This window comes from Kocuria sp. KKT182, assembly GCF_055635395.1.
Window position 1 is genome coordinate 2,777,272 of sequence record NZ_CM145757.1, and the last position, 17,575, is coordinate 2,794,846.

Here is a 17,575-nt window from a genome sequence, read left to right on the forward strand (position 1 = left end):
CGAGTGAGGGGACGGGGAGGGGCTGAGGCCCTGATCTCCCGCGCCGCGGCCTTCGCCGCCGTCGTCGTGCTGATCGGGGCCCTGCCGTGGCTCTCGGGCAGCAGCCCGGAGTACACGGTGCTGCGCGCCCGCTACGCGGACCGGCCGGCCACCCCGGAGGTGCTGGCCCAGATCCGGACCGAGCTGGGCCTGGACGGCGGCCCGGTGGCCGTCTTCGCCGACTGGGCGTCCGGCGTCCTCACCGGGGACCTCGGCACCTCCTGGATCAGCGGGCGCCCGGTCCTGCCCGGCGTCCTGGAGTCCATGGGGGTGTCCCTGACGCTGATGGGCGCGGCCCTGCTCGTCGCCCTGCTCGTGGCCGCCGTGACCTGTGTGCCCACCGTCCGCAGCGGGCTCGCCGGGCGCCCCGTCCGCGGGGCCGGGGCGGCGGCCGCCGCGCTGACCGCGCTGCCGGAGTTCCTGCTGGCGGCGGTGCTGCTGATCGTCGTGGCCGTCTGGGCGGGCTGGCTCCCGCCCTACGGATGGCAGGGGCCCGAGCACGTGGTGCTCCCGGCCCTGGCGCTCGGCCTGCCCGGGGGCGGGCTGATCGGCCGGCTGCTCTCGACCGCCCTGGCCGGCGCCTTCACCGAGCGCTGGGTGCACACCTGGGCCGTGGCCGGGCACTCCCGGCCGCGGATCGCGCTCGCGGCGCTGCACCGGGCCCTGCCCGGGGTGATCGGGCAGATCGCTCTCGTCGTCGTCGGGCTCACCGGCGGGGCGGTGCCGGTCGAGGAGGTCTTCGCGATCCCCGGCCTGGGCCGGACCCTGCTCGGGGCCGCGGCGGCCCAGGACATCCCCGCCCTGCAGGCGGGGATCCTGCTCCTGCTCGTGCTCGCCGCGCTGTGCGGTGCCCTGGCCGCCCTGGCCCGCCGGGCGCTGCTGGGGCCGGCCGCCCGCTCCGGGGACCTGCCCGTCCCCGGGCCGCCCCCGGGGCGGCGCCGGGCGTGGTGGACGGTGCCGGTCGTCTCGGGGGCCCTGCTGCTGTGGCTCGTCGTCGCCGGACTGCTCCGGGACCCCTACGCCTCCGCCCACGGGCGGCTCGAAGCGCCCTCCTGGGCGCTCCCGCTGGGGGCCGACGCGTCCGGCCGCGACGTGCTGGCGCGCGTGGGCCACGGCGCCCTGGACACCCTGGGCCTGGCCCTGGTCGTGGTCGCCGCCTGCCTGGTCATCGGTCTGGCCGTCGGGATGACCGGGACGTGGTCCACCGGGCCGGTCGAGGTCACCAACGCGGCACCGCCGATCATCGCCGGCATCCTCGTCGTGGCGGTGGCCGGCCCCTCCGCGGCCGGAGCCGCCCTGGCCGTCACCCTGGTGAGCTGGGCACCGCTGGCCGCCCACACCGCCGCCCTCGTGGCCGAGATCTCGGCCCGGCCCTACGTCCGGGTGCTGCCCCTGCTCGGGGTGGGCCGGACCCGCATCCTGGCCGGGACCGTCCTGCCCACCCTGCTGCCGGAGGTGACCCGGCACGCGGTCCTGCGCCTGCCCGGCACCGCCCTGGCCATTGCCGGCCTCGGCTTCCTGGGCCTGGGGCAGCAGCCGCCGGCCCCGGAGTGGGGGCTGCTGCTGGCCGAGGGCATCGGCTACGTCGAGCGCGCCCCCTGGACCGTGCTCGGGCCCGCGGGTGCCCTGGTGCTCGCCTCCGTCCTGGCAGTCTCACTCTCCAGCGCCGACGTCGCGAGGCGGACGGCCCGTCCTGGGCGGGGGCCTGCCGAGGCGGGACCTGCCGAGACGGGACCTGCCGCCACGGCGTCTCCTGCCGCGCGGTCCGTTCCGCGCCGCGTGGAGGACGCCGTGCGGTCCGCCGTGCAGCCGGCGCGGCGCTGATCCCGGCGGCACCGGTCCGCCGCGGAACCGGTGCCGAATTGACCATCGTTCTCATTTTCTTGAGAATGGCTCTCATGAAACTTCGATCCACGCCGGAGGCACCGGCCCCCGCGGACCGCTCGGCGATCCGCACGGAGGACCTCACCGTGGTCCTCGGCGCCACTCCGGTGCTGCGCGGGGTCGACCTCGCTGTGGCCGAGGGCGAGGCCGTGGCCCTGATGGGCGGCAACGGCTCCGGGAAGTCGACCCTCATCAAGTCCCTGCTCGGGATCGTGCCCGTCGACTCCGGCGAGGCCCGGCTGTTCGGCGCCGACGTCACCGGCGCGCGCCGGGCCGTGCCGTGGTCGCGCATCGGCTACGTCCCCCAGCGCGTCGGCGTCGGCGCCGGGGTGCCGGCCACCGCGCTCGAGGTCGTGGCCTCGGGGCTGACGGGACGCCGGCGCCTCCGCCCCGGCCCCGGGGCCCGGCGCGCGTGCCTCGACGCCCTGGAGCAGGTGGGACTGGCCGACCGGGCGGGCGAGAGCGTGGCGATCTTCTCCGGCGGCCAGCAGCAGCGGGTGCTGATCGCCCGGGCGCTGGTGCGGCGGCCCCGGCTGCTGCTGCTGGACGAGCCCCTGTCCGGGGTGGACCAGGTCTCCAAGGAGGCCATGGCCCGCATCCTGGCGCAGCTGCAGGCCGACGGCACCACGCTCCTGGTGGTGCTCCACGAGCTGGGCGAGCTGGCCCCCCTGCTGGACCGCGCCGTGGTGCTGCGCCACGGGCGCATCGTCCACGACGGCAGCCCTCCGCTGCCGGCCCCCGGGCACGACGCCCCCGATCACGAGCACCTGCACCCCCACGGGGACGAGCACTCCGCCGTCCCGACCGCCCCCGATCTCCACGGAAAGCCCCAGTGACCATGATCGAGACCCTCGCCGCCATGCTGGCCAGTCCGCTGATGCAGCGCGGCCTGCTGATCGCCGCCCTCGTGGGCGTCTCCGCGCCGGTGATCGGCACCTACCTGGTCCAGCGGCGCCTGGCGCTGCTCGGCGACGGCATCGGCCACGTCGCCCTGACCGGGGTTGCTATGGGCTGGCTGGCCGGCTCGGCGGCCGGACTCACCCCGCACGACGCCCTCGCCGTGCCCGGGGCGGTGGTCGCCGCGGTCATCGGCGCGGTGCTCATCGAGGTGATGCGCACCAAGGGGCGCACCAGCGGCGACGTGGCGCTGGCCCTGCTGTTCTACGGCGGCATCGCCGGTGGCGTGCTGCTGATCGGGCTGGCCGGCGGCACGTCGGCGAACCTCACCGGCTACCTCTTCGGGTCCATCGCCACCGTCACCCCCCTGGACGTCTGGCTCACCGCCGGGCTGGCCGCGGTGGTCCTCGGCCTCGGGCTCGGACTGCGCCCGGCGCTGTTCTCCCTGTGCCACGACGAGGAGTTCGCCCTCGCCACCGGTCTGCCGGTGCGGGCGCTGAACATCATGGTGGCCGTCATGGCCGCCCTGACCGTCTCCGTGTCGATGCGCGTGGTCGGCGTCCTCCTGGTCTCCGCCGTGATGATCGTCCCGGTGGCCGTGGCCCAGCTGGTCACCCGCTCCTTCGCCGGGACCATGGGGACGGCCATGGCCGTCGGGGTCGGGGTCTGCGTCACCGGCCTGTCCATCACCTACTTCCACCCGCTGTCCCCCGGGGCCACGATCGTGGTGCTGGCCATCGCCTGCTACGTGCTGGCGCTGCTCCTCCGCCCCCTCCTGGGGCGCGCCCGGCGCCACGGCGCGCCGGATCGCCTCCACGACGTCGAGGACGACCTCCAGCTGCGAGGGGCGTGACCGTGTCCCGGACCACCCGGCAGCGCTCCGCCCTGGCCGAGCTGCTCGAACGGACCCCGGAGTTCCGCTCCGCCCAGCAGCTCCACGCCCTGCTGGGGGAGCAGGGGGAGTCGGTCTCCCTCGCCACCGTCTACCGCAACCTCGGCGCCCTGGCCGAGGCCGGGGAGGTCGACGCCCTCGCCGCCCCCGGCGGGGAGACCCGGTACCGCCGGTGCCGGCGCACCGAGCACCACCACCACCTGGTGTGCCGCCGCTGCGGCCGCACCGTGGAGGTGGCCGAGACCGCCGTCGAGCGGTGGGCCGCCCAGACCGCGCGCCGGCACGGGTTCACGGAGGTCTCCCACGCCATCGAGCTGCACGGGACCTGCGAGACCTGCCGGCAGGACGCCTGAGGATCGGCCCGCCGCGGCTGTTTTGACAATGATTCTCAGATTGACTGAGAATTGTTCTCATGACCCTGTCGCGTGCTCTCGCCGTCCCGCTGTCCCTGACCGCCGCTCTCGCCCTGTCCTCCTGCGCCGCCGGCTCGGGTGATCCCTCGGCCGCCACCGCCGGTGACGCCGCGGAGACGCTGAGCGTGCAGGCCTCCTTCTACCCGCTGCAGTACGTCACCGAACGCGTCGGCGGGGACCTCGTGCAGGTGGAGTCGCTCACCCCCGCCGGGGCCGAGCCGCACGACCTGGAGCTCTCCCCGGCCGCCGTCGACGGACTGCGCACCGCGGACGCCGTGGTGTACCTCTCCGGGTTCCAGCCGGCGGTCGACGACGCCGTGGCCCAGGCCGCCCCCGAGCACGCCCTCGACGCGGTGCACGCCGGGGTGGAGGGCGAGGAGGCCCACTCCGCCGAGGAGCACGGGGCCGCGGAGGAGTCCCACGGCGGAGAGGCGCACAGCGAGGAGGCGCCCGCCGGTGACGACGGCCACGGCCACGGCGGGGAGGACCCGCACTTCTGGCTGGAGCCCGACCGGCTCGCCGCGGTGGCCACGGAGGTCGCCCACGAGCTGGCCGAGGTCGACCCGGACAACGCCGAGACCTACGAGTCCAACGCCGAGGAGCTGGCCACGGAGCTGGCCGCCCTGGACGAGGAGTTCGCCGCGGGGCTGGCCACCTGTGAGCGGGACACCATCGTGGTGTCCCACGACGCCTACGGATACCTGGCGGACAAGTACGACCTCGAGCAGGTGGCCATCGCCGGGCTCGACCCCGACACCGAGCCCTCCCCGGCCCGGCTGGCCGAGATCGGCAAGGTGGTCGAGGCCGAGGGCGTCACCACGGTGTTCTCGGAGTCCCTGGTCAACCCGAAGGTCGCCGAGACCCTGGCGGCCGAGCACGGGATCGAGACGGCGGTCCTGGACCCGGTGGAGAACCAGTCCGACGAGAGCGCCGACTACCAGCAGGTCATGCGCAACAACCTCGAGGCGCTGCGCACCGCGCTGGACTGTGCCTAGGGCTGCACAGCCGCCTTCACGGGGCCCGGGGACGCCCGCGAGGTGACGGACCGTCCCGAGACGGATCCGGCGGTCCCCCACCGCGCACGGGCGCGGTGGGGGAGAATGGGAACCGTGAACAGGACGACGGGGACCACCGTGGGCGCAGCCTCTCCGCACCATGACGCGGTGGACCCGGGCCCCGCCCGCTCCTGAGCGGGCGCCGCCGACGAAGGAGCCACGATGTCCTCACCTCCCGCGGGTCGTGTGCTGGTGGTCGACGACGAGGCCGACCTCGCGCAGCTGGTCGCGGGCTATCTGCGCAAGGCCGGACTCGACGTCGCAGTACGGCACGACGGCACCGACGCGGTGGCCGCGGTGCGGGACTTCGCGCCACAGGTCCTCGTGCTGGATCTGGGGCTGCCGGGAATCGACGGGGTCGAGGTATGCCGTCAGGTGCGGACCTTCTCCGACTGCCACGTGCTGATGCTCACCGCCCGCGACGACGAGATCGACAAGATCGTGGGCCTGTCGGTGGGAGCCGACGACTACGTGACCAAGCCGTTCAGCCCGCGCGAGCTCGTGGCCCGGGTCCAGGCCATGCTGCGCCGGGCCCGCACCGGCCCCGCACCCGCCCCGGCGCGGCCGGACCGGGAGCTCGTGGTCGGGGACCTGGTGGTGGACGAGGCCGCCCGGGAGGTCCGCGTGGGCGGGGAGCCGGTGGCGCTGACCCGGATCGAGTTCGACCTGCTGGCCGCCCTGGCGGCCCACCCGCAGGTGGTGCTCTCGCGCCGGCAGCTGGTGGAGATGGTCTGGGACGCCGCCTGGACCGGTGACGCACACCTGGTGGACGTGCACATCGGGCGGATCCGCAAGAAGCTCGGCGACGAGGCCGCCGGCCCGAAGTTCATTCAGACCATCCGCGGCGTCGGTTACCGGATGGGGGCCGGACGGTGAGCACCAGTGCCCCGTCCCGGACCCGGTCATGGAGATCGCTGACCGTGCGGTTGATGCTGGCACAGACCTCGGTGCTGCTCAGCGGGCTGGTGATCGTGATGATCACCGCGGTCCTGGTCGGGCCGGACATGTTCCACGAAGAGCTCATCGACGCCGGTCACTACGACGAGGCCGACGGACTGGATCACCTGGAGGACGCCTTCCGCTCGGTGAGTCTGATGGCCCTGGCCATCGGCGGGCTCACTGCCCTCTGCATCGCCGGGCTGCTCAGCTTCTACCTCTACCGCATCATCGGGCGGTCCCTGGCGTCCTTCAGCACCGCGGCCGAAGAGGTGGCCGCGGGCAACTACGACGTGCGCGTGACCTCCGCCGCGCTGGGGCCGGAGTTCGACGCCCTGGCCGGCTCCTTCAACGGAATGGCCGCCAAGCTCAGTGCGGTGGACACCACGCGGCGCCAGATGCTCGCCGACCTGGCCCACGAGATGCGCACCCCGCTGGCCAGCCTCAAGGGCCATCTGGAAGGCGTCGAGGACGGGGTGGTCGCCCTGGACGAGCACACCACCGGGATCCTCAACGCCCAGATCACCCGCCTGGAGCGCCTGGCCCACGACATCCGCCAGCTCACGGCTGCCGAAGAGGGCATGACCCGGCCGCAGCTCACGCTCCAGGACCCTCAGCACCTGGCGGGCCAGGCGGTCGCGGCCATCGAGCCCGACGCCGCCGGCAAGGGCGTGTCCATCACCGCGCTGAGCACCGGCCCGGAGACCGCCCCGGTGCCGCTGGACCCGGAGCGGATGGGCCAGGTGCTGAGCAACCTGCTGGAGAACGCCCTGCGCCACACCCCGGCCGGGGGCGCCATCGCCCTGCGCACCGACCACACCGCCGAGGCGGTCACCTACACCGTCACCGACACCGGGGAGGGCATCAGCGCGGAGAGCCTCCCGCACGTCTTCGAGCGCTTCTACCGCGCGAACACCGGCCGGGAGGCCCACCGCGGAGGCTCGGGGCTGGGCCTGGCGATCAGCAGGGCCCTGGTCGAGGCCCAGGGCGGAACGCTGGAGGCCACCAGTGACGGTCCCGGCCGCGGCGCCAGCTTCCGGATCCACCTGCCCCGCCGTCGCCCCGCCGGCTGAGCCCGCCGGACGCCGGCGACCTCCGGGTCCGCCGCCGGCCTCTCGGGGACCGCGCGTGGGGCTGGTGCCTCCGTCCGCAGCCTCAGACGGTCCTGAGCGTGCGGCTGTCGTCGCGGATCTGCCCGACGAGCTCCTCCAGCATGTCCTCCAGGGTGACGATGCCCTCGGTCCTGCCGCGCTCGTCGAGCACGAGGCCGAGGTGGGCCCCGGAGTTCTGCATCAGGGCCAGGGCCCGGCGCAGGGGCATGTCCCGGTCGATCGTGGGCAGCGCGCGGATCAGGGACGGGTCGATCGGGGTGTCCCGGGCGGCCTCGTCGATCTCGATCAGGTCCTTGATGTGCACGTACCCGGCGAGTTCCCCGAAGACGTCGAAGATGGGGAACCGGGAGAACCCTCCGGCGGCCACCGTCTCGGCCTGGGCGGGGGTGACCCCGGCGGGCAGGGTGGTGACCCCGTCCAGCGGGATCACGATCCCGGTCACGCTGCGCTGCTCGAAGGTCAGGGCCCCCAGCAGCAGCCGCTCGTCGTTGGCCTCCAGCAGACCGCCGTGGCGGGACTCCTCGACTAGGGCCGCGACCTCGTCACGGGTGAACACCGAGGTGACCTCGTCCTTGGGCTCCACCTTCAGCAGCCGCAGGATCACGTTGGCGACGCCGTTGAGCAGCCACAGCAGCGGGCGCAGGGCGGTGACGATGCCCACCAGGACGGGGGCCAGGACCACGGCCATGCGCTCCGGGCCGGCCAGGGCGATGTTCTTGGGCACTATCTCCCCGAACACCACGTGCAGGTAGGTCACCAGCGACAGCGCGATCGCGAAGGCGATCGGGTGCACGAAGGCCTCCGGGACGCCGATCGCGGCGAAGGGCACCTCCAGCAGGTGGGCGATGGCCGGTTCGCTGATGTAGCCCAGGGCCAGGGAGCAGATGGTGATGCCCAGCTGCGCGCCGGCCATCATCAGCGAGACGTTCTCCATGGCCCCCAGGGTCACCCTCGCGGCCCAGGACCCGGACAGCGCCCTGGGCTCGATGATGGTGCGGCGGGCGGAGATCAGGGCGAACTCCGCGCCGACGAAGAACGCGTTGGCGCCCAGGAGCACCACGGTCAGGATCAGGCCGGTGATCTCGCTCATCGGGCGGACTCCTTCTGGTGGGCGGGCACTTCCACGGCGCGGTCCTCCGCGCCGTCCTCGGGTGCCGTCCCGTCACCGGGGCGGTGGACGCGGGCGTGCACCGCGGTGATGCGGTGGACGTCCAGCGCGGTGACCTCGAAGGTGATCGTGGCCTCCGGTGCACCGGGCGCGGGGGCGGCCGCCACCGTGACCCGGTCCCCGACCTCGGCCAGCCGGCCCAGGTGCAGGGTCACGAGCCCGGCGAGCGTCTCGTAGTCCTCGTGCTCGGGGACCGCCGCGCCGAGGTGCTCGGCGGCCTCGTCCGGGCGCAGCGCCGCGGAGAGGTCCCAGGACCCGTCCGGCTCCACCGTGACCGGCGCAGGCTCGGGGTCGTGCTCGTCGCGCACCTCTCCGACGAGCTCCTCGACCAGGTCCTCCAGGGTGACCAGCCCGGCGGTGTCGCCGAACTCGTCGATCAGCACCGCCATCTGCAGGCCCCCGGCGCGCAGGGTGTCCATCAGCTCGTCCAGCTCCACCGTGTCCGGGACGAAGGTCACCTCGTCCATGACCGCTCCCACGGTGACGGCGTTCCGCTCGCGGTAGGGCACGGCCAGGCCTTGGCGCACGTGCACCTGGCCCAGGACCGCGCCCTCGTCCGCGTCGAGGACGGGGAAGCGGGAGTGCCCCGAGGCCTTGGCCGCGGCCAGCAGCTCGTGCACGGACACGTCCGGGGCCAGGGTGGTCATCTGACCCCGGGGGGTCATCACGTCGTGGGCGCGGCGGTCGCCGAAGGCGAAGGAGCGCTCGACCAGCTCGGCGGTGGCCGCGGCCAGCGCCCCCCGCTCGGCGGAGTGGCGCACCAGCCCGGCGAGCTCCTCGGGGGAGCGGGTCGAGGCCAGCTCCTCCTGCGGCTCCACCCCGAGGGCGCGCACGATGCGGTTGGCGTTGCCGTTGAACAGCCGGATCGGCCAGGCCAGGGCTCTGGTGAAACCGCGCTGGAACCCGCTCACCGCACGCGCGGTGGCCAGCGGCTTGGAGATGGCCAGGTTCTTGGGCACCAGCTCCCCGAAGATCATGGTCAGGCCGGTCGCCAGCACCAGCGCCAGCACGACGGAGGCGGAGCGGGCCGCCACCGGGGACAGCCCGGCGTCGGTGAGCGGGCCCACGATCAGGGCGGCGATGGCCGGCTCGGCCAGGAAGCCGATGCCCAGGTTCGTCACGGTGATGCCCAGCTGCGCCCCGGAGAGCTGCGTGGACAGGGTCTTCATCGCCCGCAGCACCCCGCCCGAACGGCGGTCACCCGTGGCCGCGGCGGCCTCGACGTCGTTGCGGTTGACGGTGATCAACGAGAACTCGGCGGCCACGAAGGCCCCGCAGGCGGCGATCAGGGCCACCCCGAGGAGGATCGACAGGACTTCCATCAGCCCCACCACCTCGTCACATCTGCACGGCCCGAAGGCCGGGGTCTGTCACAGGGCGCGTCGCAGTGGGCGCTCATGATCTCCGTATCTCACTCGTGCACAGGGCGGCCCAGCATCAGGCCGCAGGAACCAGGAAATCTAGCAATCCCAGCCGGGAGAAGGCTGAGAAAGATGAAAGGCGGATGAGAACCGGCGCAGCCCGCCAGTAGGCTCGGGCCGTGACCGGACTCAGTGGAGCGGCCCTGCTCGAGGTGCTCAGCGCCGCCGCGACCAACGCCGGTCTGGCCCTGGTGGCGGCGGCCGTGATCATCCGCTGCCTGCACGTCCGGTGGCACCGGACCGAGGCGATCCACGTCCTCCGGGACGGGGCGCACTGCCTGCGCTGGCACACCACGCGCTACGAGATCCACGAGGAGCCCTGGCACCACCCGCCGGTGCCCGCTCCCGACTCCGGGGCCGAGGTCGTCGTCTGGTTCCACTCCCGGCACCCCGAGCAGTGGAGACTGAGCACCCCGCACCGCCCGGTCTGGGCGCTGGCGGTCTGCGGGGCGGGCCTGGTGCTCCTGGGACTGCTGATGCCGGTGTTCCAGTAGGCCCCGGCCCGATGCCCCGGTGCACCGCCGAACCTGTGCGTCAGCCCGGAATGTGGGGCGTCGTCACGTGGGGGCGTCCGACGGCAAATAGACTGTGAGGCGTTCCAGACCCCCGATCATGGAGAGCGTGAACCAGCCCGATGGGCCCATCGCCTGCGAGACCCGGGTCGTCCGACGACCCGGGCGACAGTTGTCCTTTTCCCGCAACAGCTGACCCCCGCCGCAGGCTCCGGCCCGGCTCTCCCGATCCAGGAGTGAGCCCCCGATGATCGGAGCGATTCTCACCCTGCTCCTCGGCATCGTCGTGATCCTGGCGATCATCGCCGCCAACGGGTACTTCGTGGCCCAGGAGTTCGCCTACATGTCGGTCGACCGCGTCAAGCTCGGCGCGCGCGCCGAGGCCGGCGACAAGGCCGCCCAGCGCGCCCTGAAGGTCACGCGCCGCACCTCCTTCATGCTCTCGGGCGCCCAGCTGGGCATCACCGTCACCGGTCTGCTCATCGGCTACGTGGCCGAGCCCATGGTGGGGGAGTCCGTGGGCGTGCTGCTCGGCGCCGCCGGGGTGCCGGCCGCGCTGAGCATCTCGGTGGGGACGGTGGGCGCGCTGGTCGTGGCCGCCGTCGTGCAGATGATCTTCGGGGAGCTGTACCCGAAGAACCTGGCGATCGCCAACGCCGAACCGCTCGCCCGCGGACTGGCCCGCTCCACCACGATCTACCTCGGCCTCTTCGGGTGGCTGATCACCGTGTTCGACCACGCCGCCAACGCGCTGCTCCGGCTGTTCCGGATCGAGCCGGTGCACGACGTCGACACGACCGCGACCGTGGAGGACCTCGAGCGCATCGTCGCCGACTCCCGCGAGAGCGGGGACCTGCCCGAGGAGCTGTCGGTGCTCATCGACCGCATCATCGACTTCCCCGACCAGGACGTGGAGCACGCCATGATCCCGCGGTCGCAGGTCGGCACGGTCTCCCCGGACACCACCGTGGGCGAGCTGCGCGTCCTCATGGCGCAGGAGCACACCCGCTACCCGGTGATCTCCGCGACCGAGGAGCCCCTCGGCGTCGTCCAGCTCGCCGATCTGCTGCGCGGCGGCGTGCCCGATGACGCCGCGGTCTCGACCATGATGGCGCCCCCGCTGGTGCTGCCCACGCTCATGTCGCTGCCGGACGCACTGGCGCAGCTGACGGAGTCGCGCAACGAGCTCGCCTGCGTGATCGACGAGTACGGCGGCTTCGCCGGCATCCTGACCGTCGAGGACCTGGCCGAGGAGCTGGTCGGGGAGATCACCGACGAGCACGACGACGAGCCGCCCGCCACCATCACGCCCGAGCACGGGGACACCTGGCGGATGACCGGCGACATCCACGTCGACGAGGTCGAGCGCGCGGTCGGCCACGAGCTGCCCGAGGGCGACTACGAGACCATCTCGGGCCTGCTCATCGCCCAGCGCGGTGAGCTCCCGGTCTCCGGGGAGGTGGTGCGGGTCGAGCTGCCCGACGACCCCCGCGATCTCGTCCTCGACCGGCCCGTCCACCGGGTGCTCGACGTCGAGGTGCTCGAGCTCTCCCGGCACGTGCCCAGCGAGCTGCTCGTGCGGCTCGTCGAGACCACCGCCGAGGGCGCCGACCCCGCGGAGAACACCACCGCCCGGACCGGCGCCGAGAAGGAGGAGGACCGATGAGCGATCCCCTGGTCGTCACCGCCGTGACCGTGCTGCTCATCGTGCTCAGCGCGTTCTTCGTCATCGTCGAGTTCGCCCTGCTGGGCGCGCGCCGCCACCGGCTCGAGGCCGAGGCGGCGACCAACCGCGCCGCCCGCGCCGCCCTGCGCGGCATCAACGAGCTGACCATCATGCTCGCCGGCGCCCAGCTGGGCATCACCGCGTGCACGTTCGCCCTCGGCGCCGTCACCAAGCCGGCGGTCGACGCGTGGCTCAGCCCCGTGTTCGTTTCCTGGGGCGCGCCCGAGGGGCTGGCCGACGGCGCCGCCTTCGGTCTCTCCCTGCTGTTCGTGACGTTCCTCCACCTCGTGGTGGGGGAGATGGCGCCCAAGTCGTGGGCGATCGCGTACCCGGAGACCTCGGCCAAGCTCATCGGCGTGCCCTCGCGCGGCTTCATCTGGGTCGTGCGGCCGCTGCTGGTGTGGGTCAACGCGATCGCCAACCGGCTGGTCGCGGCCAGCGGCGTCACCCCGGTGGACCGGGCGGCCGTCGGCGGCCAGGACGTCGACACGATCCGGCACCTCGTCGAGCACTCGGCCTCCGTGGGCGCGCTCGACCCGTCCTTCCGCACCCAGCTCTCCGGCGTGCTCGAGCTCGAGCAGCTCACCGTCGAAGCGCTGGTCGCACCGGGCGCGACGCCGACCACCGTGCCGGTCCGGGCCACCGCGGCCGACGTGCAGGCGGCCGCCGCCCGCTCGGGGCACCTGCGGATCCTCGTGGAGGACCCCGGCGCCGGCACGCCCGGAGTGGTCCACGTGCGCGACACGCTGCTCGAGCCCCCGGACCGGCCCGTCCGGGACCTGGCCCGCCCCGCGTTCGTGCTCGACGCCGACACCCCGGTCTACGAGGCCCTGGCCCGGATCCGCGCGGCCGGGGAGCAGTTCGCGGCTGTCGTGCACGAGGGCCGCTTCGTGGGAGTGATCACCCTCTCCGACGTCCTGCGGCGGGTCCTGCCCCGGGAACTCGCCGCCGACAGGCCCACGGGCCGGTGAGGAGGACGGGACCGTCCCACGACCGGGCGGCGGCGGCGTAGCGTAGAGCGTCCGGGCGCGACCGCCCCGTCGTCGTCCCACCGCCCCGCCGCCCCGCTAGGAGACATCACCCGTGGAACCCCTGATGCTGGAGCCCCTCACCCGCTTCCTGACCGTGGAGCACGCCGCGGACCTCACCGGGCTGGCCGCGCGCATCCCGGGCTCGGGGTTCCTCTGCTTCTACCCCAACGACGAGGAGTACACGGGCTTCGTCGACGGCACGGGCCGGCTGTGGCTGCGCGGCGACGACGCCACGCCCGCCCGGGAGCTGCTGGAGGTCCTCGAGCCGCCGTTCCGCATCGCCTATCCGGTGGCCCCGGCCGTCACCGGCGACGAGGAGGCGGTCGTCTCCGCCGGGGTGCTCCAGACCCCCGAGGAGCTGGAGGCCTACCGGGCCCGCTTCGCCGACGTCGAGGGCGAGGCGGACCTCGACCACCAGGCCCACGCCGTGGACGCGGTCGGCCAGCACTGGACCCTCATGGCCGGCACCGAGCCGGGGGAGGTGCTCGCCCTGTGCTTCGGCCGGGACGAGGCGGGGGTCCCCTTCTCCGAACAGACCACCTTCACCGCCGAGTCCCTGCCCCTGCCGGTCACCGTGGTGGAGCTCGACTGACTCTCCCCTCGACCGGCCCTCTACCGGCCTCCTCGGAGGCGCCCTCGGACCCCGCGTGCCGGGCTCCGGGGAGGTCGCCCCTAGCGGAGGCGGCGGGTCTCCGCGACGGCCAGAAGCCCTCCGACCAGGAACACCACGGTGGCGGCGAGGACGACCAGCAGCGGGACGGTCCACCCCCCGGTGCCGGCGTTGAGGGCCCCGATCAGCGGCGGGCCGGCCGTCGCGGCGAGGTAGCCGCTGCCCTGGATGCGGGCGGAGGTCGCCGCGGCCTCGGCGTCCGTGCGCACGATGCGCGCGACGATCGAGAAGATCGTGGTGAAGCCCCCGCCCTGGGCGACGCCGCCGACGGCGGACCACACGAGGTAGCCCTCGGGGGCGATCAGCAGCCCGACCGGGAGGGTGATCCACAGTGCCCCGATGACGGCCACCGGCACCCACGCCGGGGCGCGGGCGGCCAGCAGCGGCACCCCGAGGGCGCCGGCGATGGCGGCGACCTGGAACAGGGAGGCCCCGGCCCCGGAGGCCGCCAGGCTCAGTCCGCGGGTGTCGGCCAGCAGGGTGGGCAGCCATGCGGTGACGGAGTAGTAGGAGATGGCCTGCCCGCAGAAGGCCAGCGTCAGCCACCAGCCGATGCGCCGGATCTGGGTGGTGCCCCGGGCCTGGCGCAGCGCCCCGGTGGCGGTGTCTGGCTCGGCGGGGGCGGGGGGCGTGTGCGGTGTGCCGGCCCGGCGGCGGGCCACGACCAGCCAGAACACCAGGGCCACCAGTGTCAGCGCGCCCCAGGAGGTCAGTGCTGCCCGCCAGCCGATCAGCGCGGCGAGCGGGGCGGTGCCCAGGGCGGTGATCATCGACCCGAGGTTGAGGGCGGCGGTGTAGGCGGCGGTCACCACGGGGATCCGGCGCCAGGGGACGTCGCGGCGGATGATCACCGGGACCACGATGTTGCCGACGGCGATCGCGGCGCCGATGACCACGGTGCCGGCCAGGACCACCGGGGCGGGACCGGCCGAACGGACCACGGTCCCGGCCAGCACGCCGCTCAGGCACACCAGGACCGCGGCCTCCGGGCCGAAGCGTCCGATGAGCTTCGAGGCCAGCGGGGTGGCCAGGGCGAACAGCAGCACCGGCAGCCCCGTGAGCAGGCCCGCGGTCGCCGCCGAGAGCCCGAGGTCGGACTGGAGCTGGGTGATCACGGGGGTCGGGGCGATGATCGGCCCGCGCAGGCTCAGGGCGACGAGCACGATGCCGACGACGACCCACGGCAGGGCGTGCGCGGGCACGGAGCGCTGGCTCATCTCGGTCCTCCCCGACAGTGCGGTGATCTGGTGCAGTGATCTCCTGCCGGCGGGGCAGGTGCTCCTGTCAGCCTGCCAGATCCGGCCCCGGCCTCGGGACGGGTTCCCCTGTTCCCGCATGCATCGGCCAAAATGAATGTGATGTGGATCACATAAATGGACGGGAATGGGATACCATGTCAGGTATGTCTCACCTCAGCCGGCTGCTGGACCTCGGATCGATCTGCCTGGACGAACCGGCGGAGGACTGGCGGGCCGCCATCGCGCTGGCCGGTGGGCTCCTCGAGCGCCAGGGCGCCATCAGTGCCGAGTACACGCAGGCCATGATCACCAGCGTCGAGGAGAACGGCCCGTACATCGTGGTGGCGCCGGGCTTCGCCTTCGCCCACGCCCGGCCCTCGGAGGCGGTCCACCGCACCGCGATGTCCTGGGTCCGGCTGGCCCGGCCGGTGGAGTTCGGGCACGCGGCGAACGACCCCGTGACCCTCGTCGTCGCCCTCTCCGCGAAGGACCAGAAGGAGCACCTCCAGGCCATGCGGACGCTGGCCACGCTGCTGGGCTCGCCGAGGACCCGGACCGCCCTGGACGAGGCGAGGACCCCGGAGGAGGTGCTCGCCGTGCTGACGGAGGAGGCCCCGGCGCCGTCCGGGAGACCGTCGACGACGGACGAGGCGCCGGCCGCGGAGCCGGCGGCGACGACAGCGGCGGAGGCGGGCCCGGACAGTCGCAACAAGATCCTCACCGTCTGCGGCAACGGTCTCGGCACCAGCCTGTTCCTCAAGAACACCCTGGAGCAGGTGCTCGACCACTGGGGGTGGGGCAAGTACCTCACGGTCGAGGCGACCGACACCATCTCGGCCCGCGGCAAGGCCAAGGAGGCCGACCTGATCCTCACCTCCGGGGAGATCGCCCGCACCCTCGGGGACGTCGGCGTCCCCGTGAAGGTGATCGAGAACTTCACCAGCACCACCGAGCTCGACGCCGCCCTGCGTGAGCTCTACGACGTCTAGAAGCAGGTGTTCCCGTGAACTGGCTCGTCAGCATCCCCGAGTTCCTGGTCAGCGAGATCCTCGCCGTCCCGGCGTTCCTCATCGGCATCATCACCGCCGTGGGCCTGGCCGCCCTGCGCAAGAGCACCGGCCAGATCATCGGCGGCGCCATCAAGGCGACCCTCGGCTTCCTGCTGATCGGCGCCGGGGCCACCCTCGTCGTCGCCTCCCTGGAACCCCTGGGCGCCATGATCCTGGGCGCCACCGGCGCTCAGGGCGTGATCCCCACCAACGAGGCCATCGCCGGGATCGCCCAGGCCGAGTACGGGGCCCAGGTCGCGTGGCTGATGATCCTCGGCTTCGCCGTGAGCCTGCTGCTCGCCCGCTTCACCCCGCTGCGCTACGTCTTCCTCACCGGCCACCACGTGCTGTTCATGGCCACGATGCTGACCATCATCCTCGCCACCGCCGGGTACGGCAGCTGGGTGACCGTGGTGCTGGGCGCCGTGCTCCTCGGCATCCTCATGGTCTCCCTCCCGGCGCTCGCCCACCCGTGGACCCGCAGGATCACCGGCGACGACAGCGTCGCCATCGGGCACTTCGGCACCGCCGGCTACATCGCCGCCGGCGCCGTGGGCCAGGTCGTGGGGAAGAAGAGCCGGTCCACCGAGGACACGAAGCTGCCGGAGGGACTGCGCTTCCTCCGCGACTCCATGGTGGCCACCGCCCTGTCCATGGCCCTGATGTACGTGGTCCTCGCCGTGCTCTTCCTCGCCCGGGCCGGGACCGAGGAGGCCTTCACCGCGTTCGAGGGCGGCGCCACCGGGGTCGGCAACTACATCATGATGTCGATCACCCAGGGCCTGCAGTTCGGCGTGGCCGTGGCGGTCATCCTCTTCGGCGTGCGCACCATCCTGGGCGAGCTCGTCCCGGCCTTCCAGGGCATCGCCGCCAAGGTCGTCCCCGGCGCCATCCCGGCCCTCGACGCCCCGATCGTCTTCCCCTACGCGCAGAACGCCGTGCTGCTGGGCTTCATCTCCAGCTTCGTGGGAGGCCTGATCGGGCTGCTCGTCCTCTCCGTCTGGCTCAACCCCGCCATCGGCCTCGCCCTGATCCTGCCGGGGCTGGTGCCCCACTTCTTCACCGGCGGCGCGGCCGGCGTCTACGGCAACGCGACCGGAGGGCGTCGCGGGGCCCTCGCCGGCGGCTTCGTCAACGGCCTGATCATCACGTTCCTGCCCGCGTTCCTGCTCTCCGTCCTGGGCGCCTTCGGGGAGGAGAACACCACCTTCGGCGACGCCGACTTCGGCTGGTTCGGGATCGCCGTGGGCTCCGCCGCCAAGATCGGGTCCGTCGGCGGCATCGTGGTCATCTCCCTGATCGGGCTCGGGGTGCTGGTGCTGGCGATCGTGGTGCAGCGCAAGGTGGTCGACACCCACTGGGATCCGGCCGCCGGCCGCGCCTGGCCCGGGACCGCGGGCGCCCCGGAGACCGAGGACGCGGCGACCCCGGGGGCCGCCCGCTCGTTCCCCAAGATCGCGCCGCCGAAGGGCGCGCCCGCTCCGCCGCCGCCCCCGCGCTGAGCCGCCGGGCCGGCTCCGCCGCAGCCTCGC

16 protein-coding genes are annotated in these 17,575 nt (G+C 73.6%); 13 read left to right on the forward strand and 3 right to left on the reverse strand.

The features are described from left to right. The first annotated feature begins 3 nt into the window (after positions 1 to 3). From ACZ2G1_RS13030 to ACZ2G1_RS13060, 7 genes are all read left to right on the forward strand, one after another. Positions 4 to 1,863, forward strand: coding sequence for an ABC transporter permease subunit (locus ACZ2G1_RS13030; protein WP_470376949.1), 1,860 nt, complete (start codon positions 4 to 6; stop codon positions 1,861 to 1,863). A 74-nt stretch (positions 1,864 to 1,937) separates the two neighbouring features. Then, on the forward strand, positions 1,938 to 2,759 hold the full coding sequence (locus tag ACZ2G1_RS13035; RefSeq protein ID WP_017831879.1) for a metal ABC transporter ATP-binding protein: 822 nt from the start codon (positions 1,938 to 1,940) through the stop codon (positions 2,757 to 2,759). A gap of 2 nt (positions 2,760 to 2,761) precedes the next feature. After that, entirely contained in the window at positions 2,762 to 3,673 is a 912-nt protein-coding gene (locus tag ACZ2G1_RS13040) for a metal ABC transporter permease (protein WP_035924571.1), read from the forward strand. Then, positions 3,670 to 4,065, forward strand: a complete 396-nt coding sequence (locus tag ACZ2G1_RS13045; RefSeq protein WP_470376950.1) for a Fur family transcriptional regulator — start codon at positions 3,670 to 3,672, stop codon at positions 4,063 to 4,065. Before ACZ2G1_RS13040 ends, ACZ2G1_RS13045 begins: the two co-directional genes overlap by 4 nt. 59 nt (positions 4,066 to 4,124) lie before the next feature. Beyond that, positions 4,125 to 5,120 (forward strand): metal ABC transporter substrate-binding protein, encoded by a 996-nt coding sequence (locus ACZ2G1_RS13050; RefSeq protein ID WP_176337169.1) that lies wholly within the window; start codon positions 4,125 to 4,127, stop codon positions 5,118 to 5,120. A 222-nt stretch (positions 5,121 to 5,342) separates the two neighbouring features. Then, on the forward strand, positions 5,343 to 6,056 hold the full coding sequence (locus tag ACZ2G1_RS13055) for a response regulator transcription factor (RefSeq protein WP_035924143.1): 714 nt from the start codon (positions 5,343 to 5,345) through the stop codon (positions 6,054 to 6,056). Positions 6,057 to 6,109: 53 nt separating this feature from the next. Further along, positions 6,110 to 7,189 (forward strand): sensor histidine kinase, encoded by a 1,080-nt coding sequence (locus tag ACZ2G1_RS13060; RefSeq protein ID WP_136341024.1) that lies wholly within the window; start codon positions 6,110 to 6,112, stop codon positions 7,187 to 7,189. Positions 7,190 to 7,271: 82 nt separating this feature from the next. Here ACZ2G1_RS13060 and ACZ2G1_RS13065 read toward each other — a convergent pair whose 3' ends face one another. Beyond that, entirely contained in the window at positions 7,272 to 8,318 is a 1,047-nt protein-coding gene (locus ACZ2G1_RS13065) for a hemolysin family protein (protein WP_470376951.1), read from the reverse strand. Further along, positions 8,315 to 9,718 carry a hemolysin family protein gene (locus ACZ2G1_RS13070; protein WP_470376952.1) on the reverse strand — a complete coding sequence of 468 codons (1,404 nt, stop codon included), beginning with the start codon at positions 9,716 to 9,718 and terminating at the stop codon, positions 8,315 to 8,317. Before ACZ2G1_RS13070 ends, ACZ2G1_RS13065 begins: the two co-directional genes overlap by 4 nt. A 218-nt stretch (positions 9,719 to 9,936) precedes the next feature. Here ACZ2G1_RS13070 and ACZ2G1_RS13075 point away from each other — a divergent pair, with 218 nt between their 5' ends. The 4 genes from ACZ2G1_RS13075 to ACZ2G1_RS13090 all read left to right on the forward strand — a co-directional run bounded on the left by ACZ2G1_RS13075 (position 9,937) and on the right by ACZ2G1_RS13090 (position 13,678). Continuing rightward, positions 9,937 to 10,311, forward strand: coding sequence for a hypothetical protein (locus ACZ2G1_RS13075; protein ID WP_017831887.1), 375 nt, complete (start codon positions 9,937 to 9,939; stop codon positions 10,309 to 10,311). Positions 10,312 to 10,576: 265 nt separating this feature from the next. Then, on the forward strand, positions 10,577 to 11,995 hold the full coding sequence (locus ACZ2G1_RS13080; RefSeq protein ID WP_017831888.1) for a hemolysin family protein: 1,419 nt from the start codon (positions 10,577 to 10,579) through the stop codon (positions 11,993 to 11,995). Then, positions 11,992 to 13,026: a CNNM domain-containing protein gene (locus ACZ2G1_RS13085; protein WP_017831889.1), complete on the forward strand. Its 1,035-nt coding sequence runs from the start codon at positions 11,992 to 11,994 to the stop codon at positions 13,024 to 13,026. The genes ACZ2G1_RS13080 and ACZ2G1_RS13085 overlap by 4 nt, the downstream gene beginning before the upstream one ends. Before the next feature lie 112 nt (positions 13,027 to 13,138). Next, positions 13,139 to 13,678, forward strand: coding sequence for a hypothetical protein (locus tag ACZ2G1_RS13090; RefSeq protein WP_470376953.1), 540 nt, complete (start codon positions 13,139 to 13,141; stop codon positions 13,676 to 13,678). An 80-nt stretch (positions 13,679 to 13,758) separates the two neighbouring features. Here ACZ2G1_RS13090 and ACZ2G1_RS13095 read toward each other — a convergent pair whose 3' ends face one another. Then, entirely contained in the window at positions 13,759 to 14,973 is a 1,215-nt protein-coding gene (locus tag ACZ2G1_RS13095; RefSeq protein WP_470376954.1) for an MFS transporter, read from the reverse strand. A 185-nt stretch (positions 14,974 to 15,158) separates the two neighbouring features. Here ACZ2G1_RS13095 and ACZ2G1_RS13100 point away from each other — a divergent pair, with 185 nt between their 5' ends. Together ACZ2G1_RS13100 and ACZ2G1_RS13105 are read left to right on the forward strand one after the other, a co-directional pair. Beyond that, entirely contained in the window at positions 15,159 to 15,983 is an 825-nt protein-coding gene (locus ACZ2G1_RS13100; protein ID WP_017831893.1) for a PTS sugar transporter subunit IIAB, read from the forward strand. A gap of 14 nt (positions 15,984 to 15,997) precedes the next feature. Further along, positions 15,998 to 17,545: a PTS ascorbate transporter subunit IIC gene (locus tag ACZ2G1_RS13105; protein ID WP_229588682.1), complete on the forward strand. Its 1,548-nt coding sequence runs from the start codon at positions 15,998 to 16,000 to the stop codon at positions 17,543 to 17,545. The last annotated feature ends 30 nt before the right edge of the window (positions 17,546 to 17,575 follow it).